This window comes from Faecalibacterium sp. I4-1-79, assembly GCF_023347235.1.
GTDB classification, from domain to species: Bacteria; Bacillota; Clostridia; order Oscillospirales; family Ruminococcaceae; genus Faecalibacterium; species Faecalibacterium tardum.
Genome location: NZ_CP094467.1, coordinates 2,309,706 through 2,324,885, shown reverse-complemented (window position 1 = coordinate 2,324,885; position 15,180 = coordinate 2,309,706). Strand labels below are relative to the sequence as shown.

The window sequence follows — 15,180 nt, the reverse complement described above, 5'->3', positions numbered from 1 at the left end:
TTTTGCATAAATTTTTTGAAGGAGTTTTTTCGTGAAAAAACAGTCCGATCTTTCCCGGCTGATGGGTTACGCTGAGAACTACCGATATTTCACCTACGCTTCGTGGGTGCTGTCTGCGGTCAGCGCACTGGTGCCCTTTGTGTACATCTGGAAGATCCTGCGGGATGTGTTGAATGCCGCGCCGGACTATGCGCAGGCGGTGAACATCCCCCATTACGGCTGGATGGCAGTGCTGTTTGCGGTGCTGTCTTACCTCATTTACATTGCGGCACTGCTGTGCTCCCATCTGTCGGCGTTCCGGGTGGCGACCAATTTGCGGCTGGCGGTGTCGGAGTATCTGGCGGTGCTGCCGCTGGGCTTTGCCGAGACCTTTGGCAGCGGCAAGCTGCGTAAAATCATCCATGAGAGCACCGGAGCCGCCGAGACCTATCTGGCCCACCAGCTGCCATACCAGTACAACGCCATCGCCACCCCGGTGGGGCTACTGGTTTTGCTGCTGGCGTTCGACTGGCGGCTGGGGCTGCTGAGCCTTGCGCCGGTGGTGCTGGCTTTCCTCATTATGACGACCATGACTGGCAAGCGGATGGCTGAAAAAATGCGGCAGTACGGGAACGCCTTGGAGGCCATGTCCAACGAGGCAGTGGAGTACGTCCGGGGTATCCCGGTAGTCAAGACCTTCGGGCAGTCGGTGTTTTCCTTCAAAAAGTTCAAAGCCACCATTGATGAGTATGAAAAGTGGGTCATCTCCTACACCAAAGACCTGCGCCTGCCCATGATGTTCTATACCGCCGCCGTCAACGGCGTGTTCGACTTTTTGATCGCGGGCGGGCTGCTGTTCACGACCCACGGCGTCACCCCGGAGTTTCTGCTGAACCTGCTGTTCTATATCATCATCACGCCGGTGATCTCCCTGCCCCTGACCCGTATGATGTACATGAGCGAGAGCAAGATGGTGGTAGCGGATGCGCTGGCACGCATCGACTCGGTGCAGGAGACGGCACCCATGCAGGTGCAGGCTGTTCCGTAGCACCCGCAGGATTCCTCTGTCACGTTGCAGGATGTGCATTTCAGCTACGACGGAAAAAACGAGGTCATCAAGGGCGTTTCGCTGGAGATTCAGCCGGGTCAGACCGTAGCTTTTGTGGGCCCCTCCGGCGGCGGCAAGACCGCTGTTTCCCGGCTGGCAGCACGGTTCTGGGATTACCAGAAGGGCAGTATCACCGTGGGCGGCATGGATGTCTCCCGAATCGACCCGGAAAAACTCATGAGCCTGTATTCCATCGTCTTTCAGGATGTGACCCTGTTTGACAACACAATCCTCGAAAACATCCGTCTGGGGCGCAAAGGTGCCACCGACGAGGAGGTCCTTACGGCGGCAAAGCTGGCAAACTGCGAGGAATTTGCCGAAAAGCTGCCGGATACAGAATATCAGAACTGCGTGGATGCGTTGTTTGCGGCATGGGACAGGCTGGAAAAATGGTCTGCTTCTCTGCCCATGACTGCAGAGAAAAAGGCTGAGTCGGAACGCTTTCAGGTACTCTCCCGGCAGAAGAAAACAATCCTCACCTGTTGTAATTACGTGACAGAAGTAGAATTTGAAGTTGCAGAGGCCGGTCAGCCCACGCGCTGGCTATGCTACAGTGATGCAGATTTTGCAGGTTTTGTGGTGACAGACCGCAGCTCCATTGCAGACGAATCGAAGCCGCAGGAATATTACGAACAGGTGCAGGTTCTGGAAAATTATGAGGAGTTGGAGATCGCTAGAGGGTCTGCATACTATGCACTGTTCGCCCAAATGCAGAAAATAGCCGAAGAAAACTAAAATGTGGTAACAGAAGTACCGCCTATCGGACGGATAAGGGTGTAGAATAGGTTCAGAAAATCAACCGAAAACTGCGCGAAACAAAAAGGGGCATTGAAAATGAGCATCTTTATTGATCTGGAAATGAACACCACGGATACGCGGCTGGTACACAGGAAGGAACTCAAGAACGAGGTGATCGAGATCGGCGCTGCTGCAGACCAGCCAGCCGGAACCCGTGATGGCGGTTTGAAAACAAGAGGATACCCAAAACAAATATAGACTGCGGCCTGTTGCTCTCTGCAAGGGAGCATGACCAAAAAGATCCTCCGTATCAAACTACTGCTAACAATGTTAATACGTCCTAACATCGTCAGAAAATATTGAAAAACCCCAAAAGCGTGCTAAAATATAAAGATAAAGAACCCGCCCCGCTCAAGGGGATGGGTGCTCAGATAGGAAATACAGAAACGAGGGGTAAATATGTTTGATACAAAAAAGCTTGCACTGTTTTTGGGTGGTGTGGTGTTCGGCTCTGCCGGCTTCAAGGTGCTGTCCAGCAAGGATGCCAAAAAGGTCTACACCCAGACCACTGCTGCGGTGCTGCGGATGAAGGATTGCACCATGCAGACCGTGAATAAGGTGCAGGAGGAGGCCGGTGACATCCTTGCCGATGCAAAGGCCATCAACGAGAGCCGCGCCGCCGAGGCTGCACAGGAGGTCATCGAGGATACGGCTGAAGAACAGGCCGAAGAGCAGACCGCACAGTGATATAGCGCAGCAGAGCCGCCGCTTTGGGCGGCTCTTTTTGCACAGAGGGGTAAGAAAAGCAATGAAATGTACGATCCTACATGAAGGGAAGGGGCGGATGCGGGTGCACGTCTGCGCTGTGCGCATGACGTTGCACCGGGCAGACGTGCTGGAAGCCTACCTGAACGGGCAGGAGAACATCCAGAAAGCCACCGTCTACGAGCGCACCGGAGATGTGGTGCTGACCTACCGGGGCAGCCGGAAGGACGCCGCCGCCCTGCTGGCGGCCTACCGCTTTGACAACGAAGAATTGGAGGTGCTGGTTACCTCCCACGACAGCCGGAAGATCAATCAGGAATATCAGGAAAAGATGGTCAGCCTTGTGGCGGGCCGGGTGTTCCGCAAGGTGTTCCTGCCCGCGCCCATCGCAGCGGCGTATACGGTGTGGCGCTCCATCGCCTTTGTCTGGAAGGGAATCCGCTGCCTGCTGCACCGCAAGCTGGAGGTAGAGGTGCTGGATGCGCTCAGCATCACCGCCTCCCTCCTGCGGGGGGATTACAGCACTGCAGGCTCGGTGATGTTCCTGCTGACGGTGAGCAGCTTGCTGGAAGAGTGGACAAGGAAAAAGAGCTTGGATGACCTTGCCCGCAGTATGGCACTGAACGTGGATAAGGTCTGGGTGCGCACCCCGCAGGGCGAGGTACTGGTGCCGTTGACCCGCGTTCACGCCGGGGACGAAGTGGTGGTGCGCTCCGGCAACATGATCCCGCTGGACGGCATGGTACTGGAGGGCGAAGCCATGGTGAATCAGGCCGCCCTGACCGGCGAGTCCATGCCGGTGCGCAAGACCACCGGTGCCACCGTCTACGCCGGAACAGTGGTGGAAGAGGGCGAATGCGTCCTTGTGGCCAAGGCAGAGGGCGGTGCCAACCGCTACGATAAGATCGTGGCCATGATCGAGGAATCGGAAAAGCTCAAGTCCGGTACTGAGAACCGGGCTTTGCAGCTGGCCGACCGTCTGGTGCCTTGGTGCCTTGCCGGTACGGTGGCTACCTACGCTTTTACCCGCAACGTCACCCGCGCCATCTCCATTTTGATGGTGGACTTCTCCTGTGCGCTGAAGCTTTCCATGCCGCTGGCGGTGCTTTCTGCCATGCGGGAGTGCGGGGAATACCACATCACCGTAAAGGGTGGCAAGTATCTGGAAGCGCTGGCAAAGGCGGACACCATCGTGTTCGATAAGACCGGCACCCTCACCCGCGCCACCCCGCAGGTGGTGCAGGTAGTGCCTTTCTCCGGCTGTGAGGAGCAGGAGGTATTGCAGCTTGCCGCCTGTCTGGAAGAGCACTTCCCCCATTCCATGGCAAACGCCGTTGTCCGTGCTGCCAGGGAGCGGGGTATCTCTCACGAGGAGATGCACTCCGAGGTGGAGTACATCGTGGCGCACGGCATTGCCAGCCGGGTGGGCGGCACGCGGGTGGTCATCGGCAGTGCCCACTTCATTTTTGAGGACGAGGGCTGCACCATCCCGGCAGGGGAACAGGCAAAATTCGATGCACTGGACCCCCAGTATTCCCACCTGTATCTGGCTGCATCTGGGGTGCTGGCAGGGGTCATCTGCATCGCAGACCCCCTGCGCCCGGAGGCGGCACAGGTGCTGCATAAGCTTCGGAGACTGGGCATCACCCAGACGGTCATGATGACCGGCGACAGCGACCGCACTGCCCGCGCCATTGCGGCGCAGGTGGGGGTGGACCGCTGCTTTGCGGAGGTGCTGCCGGAGGATAAAGCCGCCTTTGTCCGTGACGCCAAAGCCGAGGGACATACGGTGGTGATGATCGGTGACGGCATCAACGATTCGCCCGCCCTGTCGGCGGCAGATATCGGCATCGCCATCCATTCCGGTGCCGCCATCGCCCGGGAAATTGCCGATGTGACCATCCGCGCCGACAGTCTGGAAGAACTGGTGACTTTAAAAGCCATTGCCAACGCCCTGCAAAAGCGGGTGGGCAGCAATTACCGCTTTGTCCTCAGCTTCAACTCCGCGCTCATTCTTCTGGGCGCACTGGGCATTCTGCCCCCGGCTACCAGCGCGATGCTGCATAACCTTTCTACCCTTGGCATCAGTCTGCGCAGCATGACAGACCTGTTGGAGCAGAAGCCTTTACCGTGAAAATGGAACGCCGGAGCGTCCGCAGACGCTCCGGCGTTCCGAAATTATAAATAGTTTTTCCGCTGAAAATGCCCAGAGCATAGCGGAGGGCATTCAAAATCGTCTTAGCCAAAAGGGAGGCGCTGCACGATATTGTGCGGCGGCCTCCCTTTTTTGTTTCAGATAAACCGGCAGAAGCCCAGCCAGCAGCCCAGCAGGAAGAAGAGCAGCGCCTTACCCAGCACCGGCAGCCACGGGTGCTTGCAAAGAGCCAAATCCCACCGGTGGATGTTCTGCTTGGGGCAGGTGCCCACGCAGGCTTCACAGGCGATGCACTCCCCGCTGCGCAGGCTGCTTTCCTCCAGCTTCAGGCACACCGGGCACTGCTGCTTGCAGGCGTTGCAGCCCGGGATGCAGCCATCGTTCTGCCGGTGCAGCCGCGCAAAGGGCAGCACCGGCAGCAGGGCGAACACCGCACCCATGGGGCAGAGAAACTGACAGAAGAACCGGTGCTGCACCGCCATGCCCAGCAAAATGAGCACAAGCAGCGCGATGCCCACGCCGAAGCCCTCCGGCGGCAGACGCAGAGCCGTCAGGCGGGAAAATACCTCCCACGGGCTTGCGCCGGTCAGCAGCTTTTCCTGCCAGGTCACATACAGCGCCACCAGCCCTGCCAGCAGCAGATATTTGACCTTCTGCCCCCAAAGCACCGCCCGCTCCGGCAGCCGGAGCTGCTTTTTGCGGCGGAGCAGCTTTTTCTGGATAAGGCCAGAAAGCACCCAGACGGCATCGCCCAAGCTGCCAAAGGCGCAGGCGTACCCGCAGAAAAACCGGTCGAACAAAAGGGTGAAGCCACACAGCCCCAGCAGGGAAAGCGTGAAGCTATCTGCCGAGAGAACCTCGCCCGCACCGATGTGCAGAAAGATCTGTTTTACCCCGGAAAAACCGGCTACGAATGCGCCCGGCATGGTCACAAAGAAGAACAGCTGTACCCCGGCGCGCAGCCATGTGCGGTGCTTTTTGTCCCGCTGACGCTGCTGCGCCGCCGTTAAAGGCTTTGCTTGTGTTTTTTCCATCATCCTGCCGCCTTTCCCAGTGCGTCCTCTACTGCACCGATGAGACCTTCTGCCGTAAGGGTAGCGCCGGAAACGGTATCCACCTCGGCAGACTGCACTGCCAGCATCTCGTCCAGCAAAGGCAGTGCCTGTTTATAGTAGGGCTTATCCTCACCGGAGGCATCCAGCACCGCAATATCGGTCATTTTTCCGTTCTGAATGGTTACCGACACCCGGATGGCATCGCCGAAGCCAAAGGCGCTGCCCTCGTAGGTGCCGTCCCGGTAGCCGCTTTGGGTCTGCTCTGCCTGCGCTGCGCTCTGCGCCTGCAAAACGGAAGTGTTGTAGGCTTCCACCTCGGCAATCTCTTGCTTGCGCTGGCTTACCGCTGCCGCCCGGACTAACGCCACCTGCTGGTATTGCCACAGAATCCCCAGAATCAGCAGCAGGTTCACCGCCCGGAGGAGAAAGTTTTTGTATTTCATTCCGCTGCTCCTTCCGTTTCAGGTTCGGTTTCTTCCGGCGGCAGCGCCGCTTCGGATGCCGGCAGCACTTCCGCAGAAGATGCCGGCTCCGGTTCAGAGGACGCCGGTGTTTCTGCCGGGAAAAGCTGCTGCCACACTTCCTTGAACCACGCGGAAACAGCGCTCTTTTCCTCCGGCTGCACCACCTCCACGGTGGGCGCAGTGACCGGCGTTTCCTCGGGTTCTGCCGCTTCGGACGGCGCGGCTTCTTCCACCACTTCTTCCGATGCTGTCTGCTCCGGGGTGGTTTCCTCTGCCGGGGCGATAGCGGCCTTTGCCAATGCCAGCTTGACGGCGTTCAGGATGCCGGTGGAGGAGTAGGTCGCACCGGAAACGGCATCCACATTGGGGCTTTGTCCCTCCAGAATGGCGGGGATGATCCGCTTTGCCCGGGAAAGATATTCCTCCTCGTCCTCGGCGCTCAGAACCGTGATATCGGTGATCTTATCCTCTGCCACCGTGACCTGTACCATAATTTTGCCCTCAAAGCCTATGGCTTCGGCGGTGTAGATGCCGTCAAGGTAGGTGGAGGGTGCAGTAAATTCCTCCACCACCAGCGGTGCGGCAGGCTTTGGCTGCGGCGGCAGGGGGTTGTTGACCACCTCGCCGGTCAGGGCGTTCTGCACCGCGCCCAGAATGCCCCGGCTGGTGTAGGTGGCTTCGGAAACGGCGTCCACCTCCCAGCTCTGGGCATCCACTACGGTGGTCAAAAGCCGCTTTGCGCGCCGCAGAAACTGCTTTGTCTCGTGGGAAGCATCCAGGATCTCCACCTCCGCGATGCTGCCGTTTTCCATGGTCACCTGCACCCGGACGGCACCGCCGTAGCCCCGGGAAGAGCCAACGTAAACGCCGTCGGCATAGGGCAGCTTGGGCAGGGCTTCTTCCTCCGCTTCAACGGAAGCGGCTTCCACCGGTTGCTCCACCACGGCCGTCAACCTTTCCGGCACGGCAGCCAGCACCGGCGCGGTGCGCGGCAGCGCAAAAAGCACAGCTGCCGCTGCTGCCACCGCCGGGAGCAGCTGCACCAGTGGCAGCAGTGTGTTGCATCGTTTTTTGTTCATTCCAACTCCTCCTGACACGGAAAAGCAAGGCCGCCTGCATAAAGCGACCTTGCTTTTTGGGTGTTCTGTTTTTTGCCGGATCAGGCATCCTTCAGGTTCTGCACGGCATCGGTCAAGTGGGTCACCTGCTCCAGTGCAGCGGCCTTATACAGGGTCTCGCGGCTCAAAAGCTCCACGCTCTCGGCCAGCTCGGTCTCCAGATTGGCATAGCTGTCGGCGGTGTAAGCGGCCTTTGCCTTGCTCTGTGCTTCGGCGACCACAGCCTGCAGGGCGGCGCGGTCGGCATCGCTTGCCAGCTCGTGCTTGGCAAGGTTCTCGGCAGTGGTCTGGAACTTGACCACCGTGTCGGCGTAGCCCAGTGCGCGGATGGTGATGGTCCAGTAGCCGGTGCCATCAGTGCCCTCCGGCAGCTGGCAGCGGGCAGAATCGCTCAGACCCAGTTGGATGCCCATGGACTTATGCATCCAGTTGTCGGCTGCAAACTTGGTGCCGTAGGAGGCTTTGGCGTGGGTGTAGGTGCTGTCGTTGCCGTAGTAGGTCCACACCACAGACTGCATCCGGGAGCCCAGCTCGCCGTAGTTGCCGTTCAGGTCCACACGGATGAACTCGCCAAAGCTGCCCACGTCGCTGCCGCTGCGCAGGTTTACGGTAAGACCATCGGCAGCCTTCTGGGCGGCTTCTGCCACGCCGGAGCCGGTGCCGTTGTGCGCGGCGGAGAAGGTGTAGCCATCGCCGCTCTTGGTTGCGTATTTCAGGCCGTTGGTGTTCTCGTCCACCGCAGCCGTCAGGGTGTAGGCGGTCAGGTTCTTTTCAGAGTAGCCGCCCACCAGCTGACCGCCGTTTTCCACGACGGTGTACTTGGAGCAGAAATCTGCAAGGTTGCTGGTAGCCACGCGCACCGGCACATACTTGGTGCCCAGTACCTCGTAGTGATCCATCTGCACGGTAGAACCGTCGGCCTTAGTGATGGTGCCGCGGTTCCAGCCTACGGTGGTGCCATCGGCCAGATAGATGGTCTTGCCATCGTCCGACCAGTGGGAAACGGTGTAGGTGCTGCCGTCCTTGGCGTAGATGACAGCAGTGCTCTGGAAGCTGCCGCGGTGCAGACCGTGGTTGACGGTGGCGCGGGAGACCGCGTCAAACGCGCCAAGGTCCTGCTCTTCGTGGCTGTCCAGCTGCGCAGAAGCGGCGGTGCTGCCGGCGGCATAGACCTTCTCGTTTGCCCAATATTCGTCCCAGGTCAGGGCGGCGTAGAGGTAGGTGTACTTTTTGCCTAGGAGAAAATCGAAAAAGCCGTTTTCCTCCTCGGCAGGGGCTGCTGCAAAGGCGGTAGCGGTCAGCAGGCTGAACGCCATAGCTGACGACAGCAGCAGGGAAAGAAATTTCTTTGTTCTCATGAAAAAATGCTCCTTTCATCACACTGGCAGGGGATAGAGATCATGTAGTTAGCATTACCTAACATTGCGCGCAAAGAAAAACCTGCGGGGCAAAGCCCCTCAGATGGTTAGGTTAAGCTAATTGACGGAAATTAAGATAACACGCATACAAAGGGATGTCAAGAAAAAACAGGGATGTTTATGGAAGCTAATTTTTCGGCAGAAGAAGCCGCCCGCACCCGCTCTGCCGCAAAGCCCTTGACCTTTTTGCCGGAGCGTAGGATGCTTTTTATATGGTTATTTGTAAATAACCGCAAGGAGGTACTATATGATGCAAGACGCATTCTGGGGGAATCTTGAGCCCCGGAACATAACTGGGGATGCCAGCCGGTGGAGAGCGTTGAATCAATCATGGATGCCGCTAGGCTGCGGGCACGATTTTATTTCCATTGTATTTGAAACCTCTTGACAATGGAAACTTTTTTTGATTATAGTAAAACTAACAAATGTTAGTTAGCGAAAGGCAAAGGAAAATGGAAGATACCAAGCAGCGCATTCTGGAAAAGTCGCTGGAACTGTTTTCGACCAAAGGGTATGATGCGGTCAGCGTGGGCGAAATTGCAAAGGCGGTCGGCATCAAGGCACCGTCACTTTATAACCATTTCCCCAGCAAACAGGCCATTTTTGGTGCGATTTTGGAGACAACTTCGGCGGCATCATGGAGCCGGTGGCCGTCTGGGTGCGCAAGGGCGGCGAGTGGGCCATCATCCACCGCTGCAAACGCTGCGGAAAGCTCAGCTCCAACCGGGTGGCGGCAGACGACAACCCCATGAAGCTTATGAGCATTGCCATGAAGCCGCTGTGCGCTCCGCCGTTCCCGCTGGACTATATTGAGGAAATGACCGCCCTGATGGGCGGCGATGGACGGATGCGGTAAGCCGCAGGAGAAACTACAAGATGGACTATATCAGAGTTACCAAAGAAAACATCGACAAGGAACACATCTGTTGTGCCATGTCCGGCAAACAGAGCCTTGCCAAGAAGGAATGGCTCAAGCAGCGATTTGAGGAGGGACTTGTCTTTTACCGCAGTGCGGAGCGCGGCAAGTGCTTTATCGAGTACATCCCGGCAGAAAACGCATGGGTGCCCATGGATGCGGTAGGCTGGCTTTATATCAACTGTCTGTGGGTCTCCGGTTCCCTGAAAGGGCACGGCTATTCCAGCGAACTGCTGGAAGAATGCCTTCGGGATGCCAAGGCGCAGGGCAAAAACGGCGTTTGCATCCTGTGTGCAGAGGGGCGCAAACGGGAGTTTCTTGCTGATCCCAAGTTTTTGACCCATAAGGGCTTTAAGGTTTCGGACATCTCCGATTGCGGGATCAATCTCATGTATCTGCCCCTTGCAGAGAGCGCCCAACCGCCAAAATTTAAGGCGTGTGCCAAGCATCCCAAGGTGGAGGAAAACGGCTTTGTCCTCTACTATACCGACCAGTGCCCCTACACCTATTACTGGGTGCCAAAGGTGCAGGAGGCCGCAAAGGAACATGGGATTCCGTTCAAAGCCATCCACATCACCGAGAAAGAGACGGCTCAGAATGTGCCTGCACCCGTTACAACATACGCATTGTTCCGGGATGGGAAGTTTGTGACCCAGGGCATCCAGTCGGACAAGAAATTTTTGAAATTGGCGGCAGAATAGCAGAATAATTGAATCAAGCCAGACGCCAGACGCAGTGCAGCCCATAGAATTGGGGTGCGCTGCGTTTTTATTCGTTGGGGCTATTTTGCAATAGCCCCTTCATTTTTGCTTGTTTCCGGTGAAAGCTGCGGTGCGGGAACGTTCCATTCAGCGGGTCTTCTTGGGGTCGCTTTCGTCCGTGGCGCTGCCGCTGCCGGAGTTCAGGATCGCCACGAACTGCTGCAGCTGCTTGAGGGAGCTGACACCCAGTTTTTCGTAGATGTTCTTGTTGTGGAAGCGCAGGGTGCTGTCCTTGATGTCCAGCTGCTCCACGATCTCCCGGGTGCGCAGCCCGGCGGCGTAGCCGTCAAAGATGCGGCGTTCGGTCTTGGTCAGGGTGGGAATGCCCGCCACAAAGGTCTGGAAGGCATCGGGCACCGACTCGTTGCGGCACACGTCCGCCAGCCGGGACAGCTCAGTCTGCATCTGCTGGCGTTCCAGCTGCAGCTCGTCCATCCGCCGCCGGGATTCCCGCCGGTCCTCCTCGAACTGCCGGAACGCCGGCGAGAGGATGCGCCGGTGGAAGTTCATGCAGCAGAACACCACGAAAAAGGCGATGAACAGGCCGATGAGCAGCATCTGCAGATTGCCGGAAAAGACCAGTCTCCGGTAGTCTGCCATGGGGATGCACACCGCCAGCCGGTAGGACTGGCTCTCGCTCAGGCGGCACAGCTGGGAGATGCCCGCATAGGCGCTGTCGGGGCCGGTCAACTGGGTCAGCCCGCCGCCCATGCTGCGCAGCACCAGCGTGTTCCGGGGGGCATGATAGTAGCCGCCGGTGGTGCCGCTGCTGAGGGCGGCATCGGCGGCAAGGCCGTCTCCCGCCGGGGCCAGCAGGCAGCTCAGCCGGTCAAAGCCGGTGGGCTGGGCAAAGTTCTGCTTGAAGTAGCTCTCGCTGATCTCAAAGCCGCACAGCCCGTACATCGTGCCGTCCCGCCCCCGCAGGGGCAGCAAAAACAACTGCACCTCCTCCGAGGTGCCGGGCAGCTCGAACCGCTCGGTCAGCGTGTAAGACTGGTACAGCGGGGCGCTGCCGGGGGTCATCCAGCGGTCGTAGTCCGGGAACTGGTCGGTCTGGAACTCCATGCGCCACTTGCGGTGGGGCATCACGCTGCGGGCCTTGCCCACCTCCGCACTGCCCCGGTACAGCAGCAGGGGCACGGTGGGGGTGTCGGCACCGCTTTTCTGCACATACAGCCCGGCGCGGGAATGCTCTGCTCCCTCCATGCGGGTGTTGACGGTGGCATCCAGCAGCACAAAAGCGCCGGAACAGCCGGTCTGGCGCAGACGGCGGCACAGCGGCTCGATCATTTTCTCCTCCAGCGCGTTCAGCGCCTCGGGAGAGTCGTTCAGCTGGGCAAAGGACATCTGCCGCAAAGCAAGCTCCTTGTCCACCTCTGCGCTCATGTCCTCGGACAGGTTCACGCCCATGACCGCCAGCTGGTCAAAATAGCGCTCCATATCGTTCTGGAACACCGAAAACTGGATCTGCAGACTGCGGCTGATGTCCTTTTTGGTGTTGTGCAGGCTGGCAAACAGGAACAGCGCCGCACCAAAGGTCAACACCAGCAGCACCACCAGCAGCAGGCAGGCCCACAGCAGCCGGCTGCTCATGGGGCTTTGGCGGATCTTTTCACGGTGCCGGTCAACAAAGTGCATCAAAGTCCCTCCTTTCCGGCTGAGCGGCAGGCTCAGGCATTGTCACACAGCAGCTGCCATGTCTCCTCGGCAAGGACTTCCAGCGTTTCGCCGTCCGCAAGGCGCTGGGGATAGTCCTTCTGGCGCTGGCGCAGGCTGTCGTACAAGGTTTTGGCCTTGGCGTGGTACCCCACGATGCCCGGTTCGGACAGGGGAGTGTTCTGGATGCGCATTTCGTTGTAGACGTCGTACAGCCGCTGATAGCTCTGCTGCTCAAAGGGATAGTCCGCAATGGCGTCAAAGGCGGCGCTGGACACCGGCATGTAGCCGGTATCGGCGGCAAATTCCAGATTGCGCTGCTGTTCGGTGAGCCAGCGCAGGAACACGGCGGCGGCTTCGGCCTTCTGGTCGGTGGTCTTAAAGGCGCACAGACCCACACCGGCCTGCGGCATCAGGGGCGTGGCGGTGCCTGCGGCGTGGGGCAGGGGAGCCAGCAGCAGGTCGGTGGGCTCGGTGGTGTTGTCCGGGTAGGTGACGAAATCATTGTAATAAAGGATAGCCGCAGAGCTGCCAAGGCCCGCCAGCGTCTCGCCGGTCATCACCTGCGTGTTGGAGTACAGGTCCGAGATCAGAATATCGCCCTGCACCAGTGCCCGGGCAAACTCCATCCACGAAGCGCGGAAGGTCTCGTTGGTCAGATCGTACCAGCTGCCCTTGTACAGCTTGCCGCTGCCCTGTTCCAGTGCGTTCAGCTCCACCAGACGCAGGGGGTAATCCAGCGCGCAGAAGGGCTTGCCCTGCGACCACTGCCGGTAGGCGCCCGCCATTTCAAAAAAGCCGTCCCATGTGGCAAGGGTGGAAAGCTGCGCCCCGGTGTCCGCCGCAAACCGGGCGTATTGGGAGCCGTTCAAAAAGATGAGCTGGGTGGATTTGGACACCGGGAACACCACCTGCCGCCCGTCAATGATGCCGTCCTGCACAAAGCCGGGCACATAGGCCGCCATGTCCTCGGCGGTGAACCAGTCGTTCCAGTCCACAAGGTTCTCAATGCCCAGAGCGCTGGCGTCCGCGGAGTGGGCCGAGAACAGGTCCGGCAGGTCCAGCGCGCCGGGCTTGCCGGCCTTGGCGTCCTGCAGCTGGCCGCCGATGGCGGCGCTGTTGGTCATGTTGGTCACGTTGAGCAGGATGCCCTTCTCTCTGCCCACTGTGTCGTTGAACTCGGTCAGCAGGCGGTTCATGGGCGAGTCGGCCTGTTCGCCGTACACATGCCAGATGCTGAGCATGGTGGGGTCCTTGGGCGAGAGCAGGGTCTTGCTGCCGCCGCAGCCCGCAAGAGCCAGACCGGGGACAAGCGCCGCAAGCTTTAAAAATGTCCTTCGTTCCATTTTTCATGACTCCTTTCCGCACATTGCAGCCAGAGGGGGAAAACCGGCACAGGCAGGGCTGCAGCTGCCTGTTTTGAGGGGGAAAACGCCCCCAAATCCCCCCAATTTTGGGCTTTTTGGGGGGATTTTTTGAGGGGGAAGTCCCAAACCCCCAAAAATTTTTTTGGAATTGCCCCCCCAAAAACGGCTTTTCTGAGGGGGCAATTTTTTCCCGGGTATGATACAGTACAAACAGAAGAGGTCCCGCGCCGGTGCAGAAAGCCTGTCGCTGTGCACAAAACGTGTCAACGGGCAACTGCGGATTCTATTCATAAGGATAGCATAAGATGGAGCGGACTGCAAGTGCAGAGAATACCAAAACCAGAGCCCTCTAAAAAGCAGAGGGAACAAACAGAAAGGAGCACCCCCATGAAAGAGATGAACCGACGCGAATTCCTCACCCTCTCCGGCGCAGCTGTTGTGGCACTCTCACTGGCAGGCTGCGGCGGCGGGCCCTCCGCACCTCCCGCACCTCCGGCCTCTGAGAGCAAAGAGATGGCCCTGTTCAGAGCCATCAACGAGGTCTGGTATGAAGTCAACAGAGAAGTAGTCCCCAATCCCAAACTTCAGATCTGCAAGTCTGTGGTCTACTGTCAGGAGGCTGCCGACCTCGCAAAGTTTACAGCCAGCCCCTTTGAAACCTATGAACCTGAAGTAGACGAGGAGGATTTCCGCAAATGGAACTTGCCTGATGATGTATTCCACGAGTACCAACTCCGTGAGTCTGAAATGATACAGGAAATCAGGAACAAATATGGAAATGGAAGCTATCGGGGGACTGCGGGAGTTTCTAACGGCACCCATGATGGTATGCAATTAAATCAACTGTATCCTAGTAGTCAGAGCGAGGTCAGGGAGTTTGTGCGGCGTCTGGCCGGGCATGGACTGGCGAGTCTGCATCCCGAGCAGTGGATGATCGGGCTCTACTGCCCCACCATTAAGGGCAAGACCTATACGGTGGCGGTAATGGTAAACTTTGCACCGATCTGAAGCGGGGCAGGGATGCATGGACTTCCCGCAAGTCCCGAACCGTAATCTATAAAATATTGTATCGAAAGGAGCACCCCCATGAAAGAGATGAACAGACGCGAATTCCTCACCCTTACCGGCGCAGCCGTTGTGGCGCTCTCGCTGGCAGGCTGCGGCGGCGGGCCCTCCACGCCCGTAGCGCCCACCGGCAAGGAAGCCGAGCTGCTGGCAGCTATCAACAAGGTCTGGAATGAAAAGTTTAATGCAGGTAAGGTTGACCATGAGCAGCTGACCCTCAATCAGGATGCGGTGGGTGCCATAAGGTGCTACGGACGTGTTTTTGAAGAGGCCAACGAGACACCGCATACGTTGAAAGACCCTGACCACAAGATCATTTTTGGGGAACTCAATGGACTTGAGGACAAGATACGGAACAAGTATGGCAAGGACAGTTTGGCAGGTATGGCCGGCATCTCCGAACCGTCTCCCGAGAATGTGGTGGCTCTGGAGGATGAGTATTCTTGCGAGAATACTGCCGTTCGGACTTTTGTAGCAAAACTGCTGAACAATTCTAATAGCGCCAAGGCAGAGTTCATCAGCATCTACTGCCCGGTGGTTCAGGGCAAGACCTACATGACCGCTGTTGTGTTCCGAAATAACAAGGCATAAGATAACCAGACTTCCCCCTTTTGC

The 15,180-nt window shown here is 58.2% G+C and carries 15 protein-coding genes and 1 pseudogene; 9 read left to right on the top strand and 7 right to left on the bottom strand.

The annotated features are described in order from the left end of the window. Positions 1-31: 31 nt before the first annotated feature. The 4 genes and pseudogenes from MTP36_RS11500 to MTP36_RS11485 all read left to right on the top strand — a co-directional run. Positions 32-1,420: pseudogene (locus tag MTP36_RS11500) on the top strand (ABC transporter ATP-binding protein); the annotation flags it as partial. 501 nt (positions 1,421-1,921) lie between these two features. Further along, on the top strand, positions 1,922-2,083 hold the full coding sequence (locus MTP36_RS11495) for a hypothetical protein (protein WP_249250748.1): 162 nt from the start codon (positions 1,922-1,924) through the stop codon (positions 2,081-2,083). A 201-nt stretch (positions 2,084-2,284) separates the two neighbouring features. Then, positions 2,285-2,572 carry a DUF6110 family protein gene (locus tag MTP36_RS11490; RefSeq protein ID WP_249250746.1) on the top strand — a complete coding sequence of 96 codons (288 nt, stop codon included), beginning with the start codon at positions 2,285-2,287 and terminating at the stop codon, positions 2,570-2,572. Positions 2,573-2,633: 61 nt separating this feature from the next. Beyond that, positions 2,634-4,724: a heavy metal translocating P-type ATPase gene (locus MTP36_RS11485; RefSeq protein ID WP_249250744.1), complete on the top strand. Its 2,091-nt coding sequence runs from the start codon at positions 2,634-2,636 to the stop codon at positions 4,722-4,724. A gap of 158 nt (positions 4,725-4,882) precedes the next feature. Here MTP36_RS11485 and MTP36_RS11480 read toward each other — a convergent pair whose 3' ends face one another. The 5 genes from MTP36_RS11480 to MTP36_RS11460 form a co-directional block, all read right to left on the bottom strand. Next, entirely contained in the window at positions 4,883-5,782 is a 900-nt protein-coding gene (locus MTP36_RS11480; RefSeq protein ID WP_249250742.1) for a 4Fe-4S binding protein, read from the bottom strand. Further along, positions 5,779-6,243, bottom strand: a complete 465-nt coding sequence (locus tag MTP36_RS11475; protein ID WP_249250725.1) for an FMN-binding protein — start codon at positions 6,241-6,243, stop codon at positions 5,779-5,781. Before MTP36_RS11475 ends, MTP36_RS11480 begins: the two co-directional genes overlap by 4 nt. Beyond that, the gene (locus MTP36_RS11470; protein ID WP_249250724.1) at positions 6,240-7,343 is read right to left on the bottom strand and encodes an FMN-binding protein; all 1,104 of its coding nucleotides are present in this window, start codon (positions 7,341-7,343) and stop codon (positions 6,240-6,242) included. The genes MTP36_RS11475 and MTP36_RS11470 overlap by 4 nt, the downstream gene beginning before the upstream one ends. 80 nt (positions 7,344-7,423) lie before the next feature. Beyond that, positions 7,424-8,740 carry a penicillin-binding Tp47 domain C-containing protein gene (locus MTP36_RS11465; RefSeq protein WP_249250711.1) on the bottom strand — a complete coding sequence of 439 codons (1,317 nt, stop codon included), beginning with the start codon at positions 8,738-8,740 and terminating at the stop codon, positions 7,424-7,426. Between the two features lie 158 nt (positions 8,741-8,898). Then, on the bottom strand, positions 8,899-9,132 hold the full coding sequence (locus MTP36_RS11460) for a hypothetical protein (RefSeq protein ID WP_249250694.1): 234 nt from the start codon (positions 9,130-9,132) through the stop codon (positions 8,899-8,901). A 93-nt stretch (positions 9,133-9,225) separates the two neighbouring features. Here MTP36_RS11460 and MTP36_RS16090 point away from each other — a divergent pair, with 93 nt between their 5' ends. The 3 genes from MTP36_RS16090 to MTP36_RS11445 are packed head-to-tail and all read left to right on the top strand — an operon-like array spanning position 9,226 to position 10,417. Then, the gene (locus MTP36_RS16090; protein ID WP_442900201.1) at positions 9,226-9,552 is read left to right on the top strand and encodes a TetR/AcrR family transcriptional regulator; all 327 of its coding nucleotides are present in this window, start codon (positions 9,226-9,228) and stop codon (positions 9,550-9,552) included. Continuing rightward, positions 9,459-9,656, top strand: coding sequence for an RNHCP domain-containing protein (locus MTP36_RS11450; protein WP_442900199.1), 198 nt, complete (start codon positions 9,459-9,461; stop codon positions 9,654-9,656). Before MTP36_RS16090 ends, MTP36_RS11450 begins: the two co-directional genes overlap by 94 nt. A 20-nt stretch (positions 9,657-9,676) precedes the next feature. Next, positions 9,677-10,417: an N-acetyltransferase gene (locus MTP36_RS11445; protein WP_249250685.1), complete on the top strand. Its 741-nt coding sequence runs from the start codon at positions 9,677-9,679 to the stop codon at positions 10,415-10,417. A 147-nt stretch (positions 10,418-10,564) separates the two neighbouring features. On the opposite strand, the gene MTP36_RS11440 is transcribed toward MTP36_RS11445, so the two are convergent. Further along, positions 10,565-12,115 carry a helix-turn-helix transcriptional regulator gene (locus MTP36_RS11440; RefSeq protein WP_249250683.1) on the bottom strand — a complete coding sequence of 517 codons (1,551 nt, stop codon included), beginning with the start codon at positions 12,113-12,115 and terminating at the stop codon, positions 10,565-10,567. 32 nt (positions 12,116-12,147) lie between these two features. Further along, positions 12,148-13,479 (bottom strand): ABC transporter substrate-binding protein, encoded by a 1,332-nt coding sequence (locus MTP36_RS11435; protein WP_249250674.1) that lies wholly within the window; start codon positions 13,477-13,479, stop codon positions 12,148-12,150. 408 nt (positions 13,480-13,887) lie between these two features. Here MTP36_RS11435 and MTP36_RS11430 point away from each other — a divergent pair, with 408 nt between their 5' ends. Together MTP36_RS11430 and MTP36_RS11425 are read left to right on the top strand one after the other, a co-directional pair. Further along, entirely contained in the window at positions 13,888-14,508 is a 621-nt protein-coding gene (locus MTP36_RS11430; RefSeq protein WP_249250663.1) for a twin-arginine translocation signal domain-containing protein, read from the top strand. An 87-nt stretch (positions 14,509-14,595) separates the two neighbouring features. Next, positions 14,596-15,156 carry a twin-arginine translocation signal domain-containing protein gene (locus MTP36_RS11425; protein ID WP_249250661.1) on the top strand — a complete coding sequence of 187 codons (561 nt, stop codon included), beginning with the start codon at positions 14,596-14,598 and terminating at the stop codon, positions 15,154-15,156. Positions 15,157-15,180 lie beyond the last annotated feature (24 nt).

Bases quoted from the DNA above. Each gene is read 5' to 3' on its own strand.
- MTP36_RS11495 (WP_249250748.1), top strand. From the start codon at position 1,922: ATGAGCATCTTTATTGATCTGGAAATGAACACCACGGATACGCGGCTG.
- MTP36_RS11490 (WP_249250746.1), top strand. From the start codon at position 2,285: ATGTTTGATACAAAAAAGCTTGCACTGTTTTTGGGTGGTGTGGTGTTC.
- MTP36_RS11485 (WP_249250744.1), top strand. From the start codon at position 2,634: ATGAAATGTACGATCCTACATGAAGGGAAGGGGCGGATGCGGGTGCAC.
- MTP36_RS11480 (WP_249250742.1), bottom strand. From the start codon at position 5,782: ATGATGGAAAAAACACAAGCAAAGCCTTTAACGGCGGCGCAGCAGCGT.
- MTP36_RS11475 (WP_249250725.1), bottom strand. From the start codon at position 6,243: ATGAAATACAAAAACTTTCTCCTCCGGGCGGTGAACCTGCTGCTGATT.
- MTP36_RS11470 (WP_249250724.1), bottom strand. From the start codon at position 7,343: ATGAACAAAAAACGATGCAACACACTGCTGCCACTGGTGCAGCTGCTC.
- MTP36_RS11465 (WP_249250711.1), bottom strand. From the start codon at position 8,740: ATGAGAACAAAGAAATTTCTTTCCCTGCTGCTGTCGTCAGCTATGGCG.
- MTP36_RS11460 (WP_249250694.1), bottom strand. From the start codon at position 9,132: ATGATTGATTCAACGCTCTCCACCGGCTGGCATCCCCAGTTATGTTCC.
- MTP36_RS16090 (WP_442900201.1), top strand. From the start codon at position 9,226: ATGTTAGTTAGCGAAAGGCAAAGGAAAATGGAAGATACCAAGCAGCGC.
- MTP36_RS11445 (WP_249250685.1), top strand. From the start codon at position 9,677: ATGGACTATATCAGAGTTACCAAAGAAAACATCGACAAGGAACACATC.
- MTP36_RS11440 (WP_249250683.1), bottom strand. From the start codon at position 12,115: ATGCACTTTGTTGACCGGCACCGTGAAAAGATCCGCCAAAGCCCCATG.
- MTP36_RS11435 (WP_249250674.1), bottom strand. From the start codon at position 13,479: ATGGAACGAAGGACATTTTTAAAGCTTGCGGCGCTTGTCCCCGGTCTG.
- MTP36_RS11430 (WP_249250663.1), top strand. From the start codon at position 13,888: ATGAAAGAGATGAACCGACGCGAATTCCTCACCCTCTCCGGCGCAGCT.
- MTP36_RS11425 (WP_249250661.1), top strand. From the start codon at position 14,596: ATGAACAGACGCGAATTCCTCACCCTTACCGGCGCAGCCGTTGTGGCG.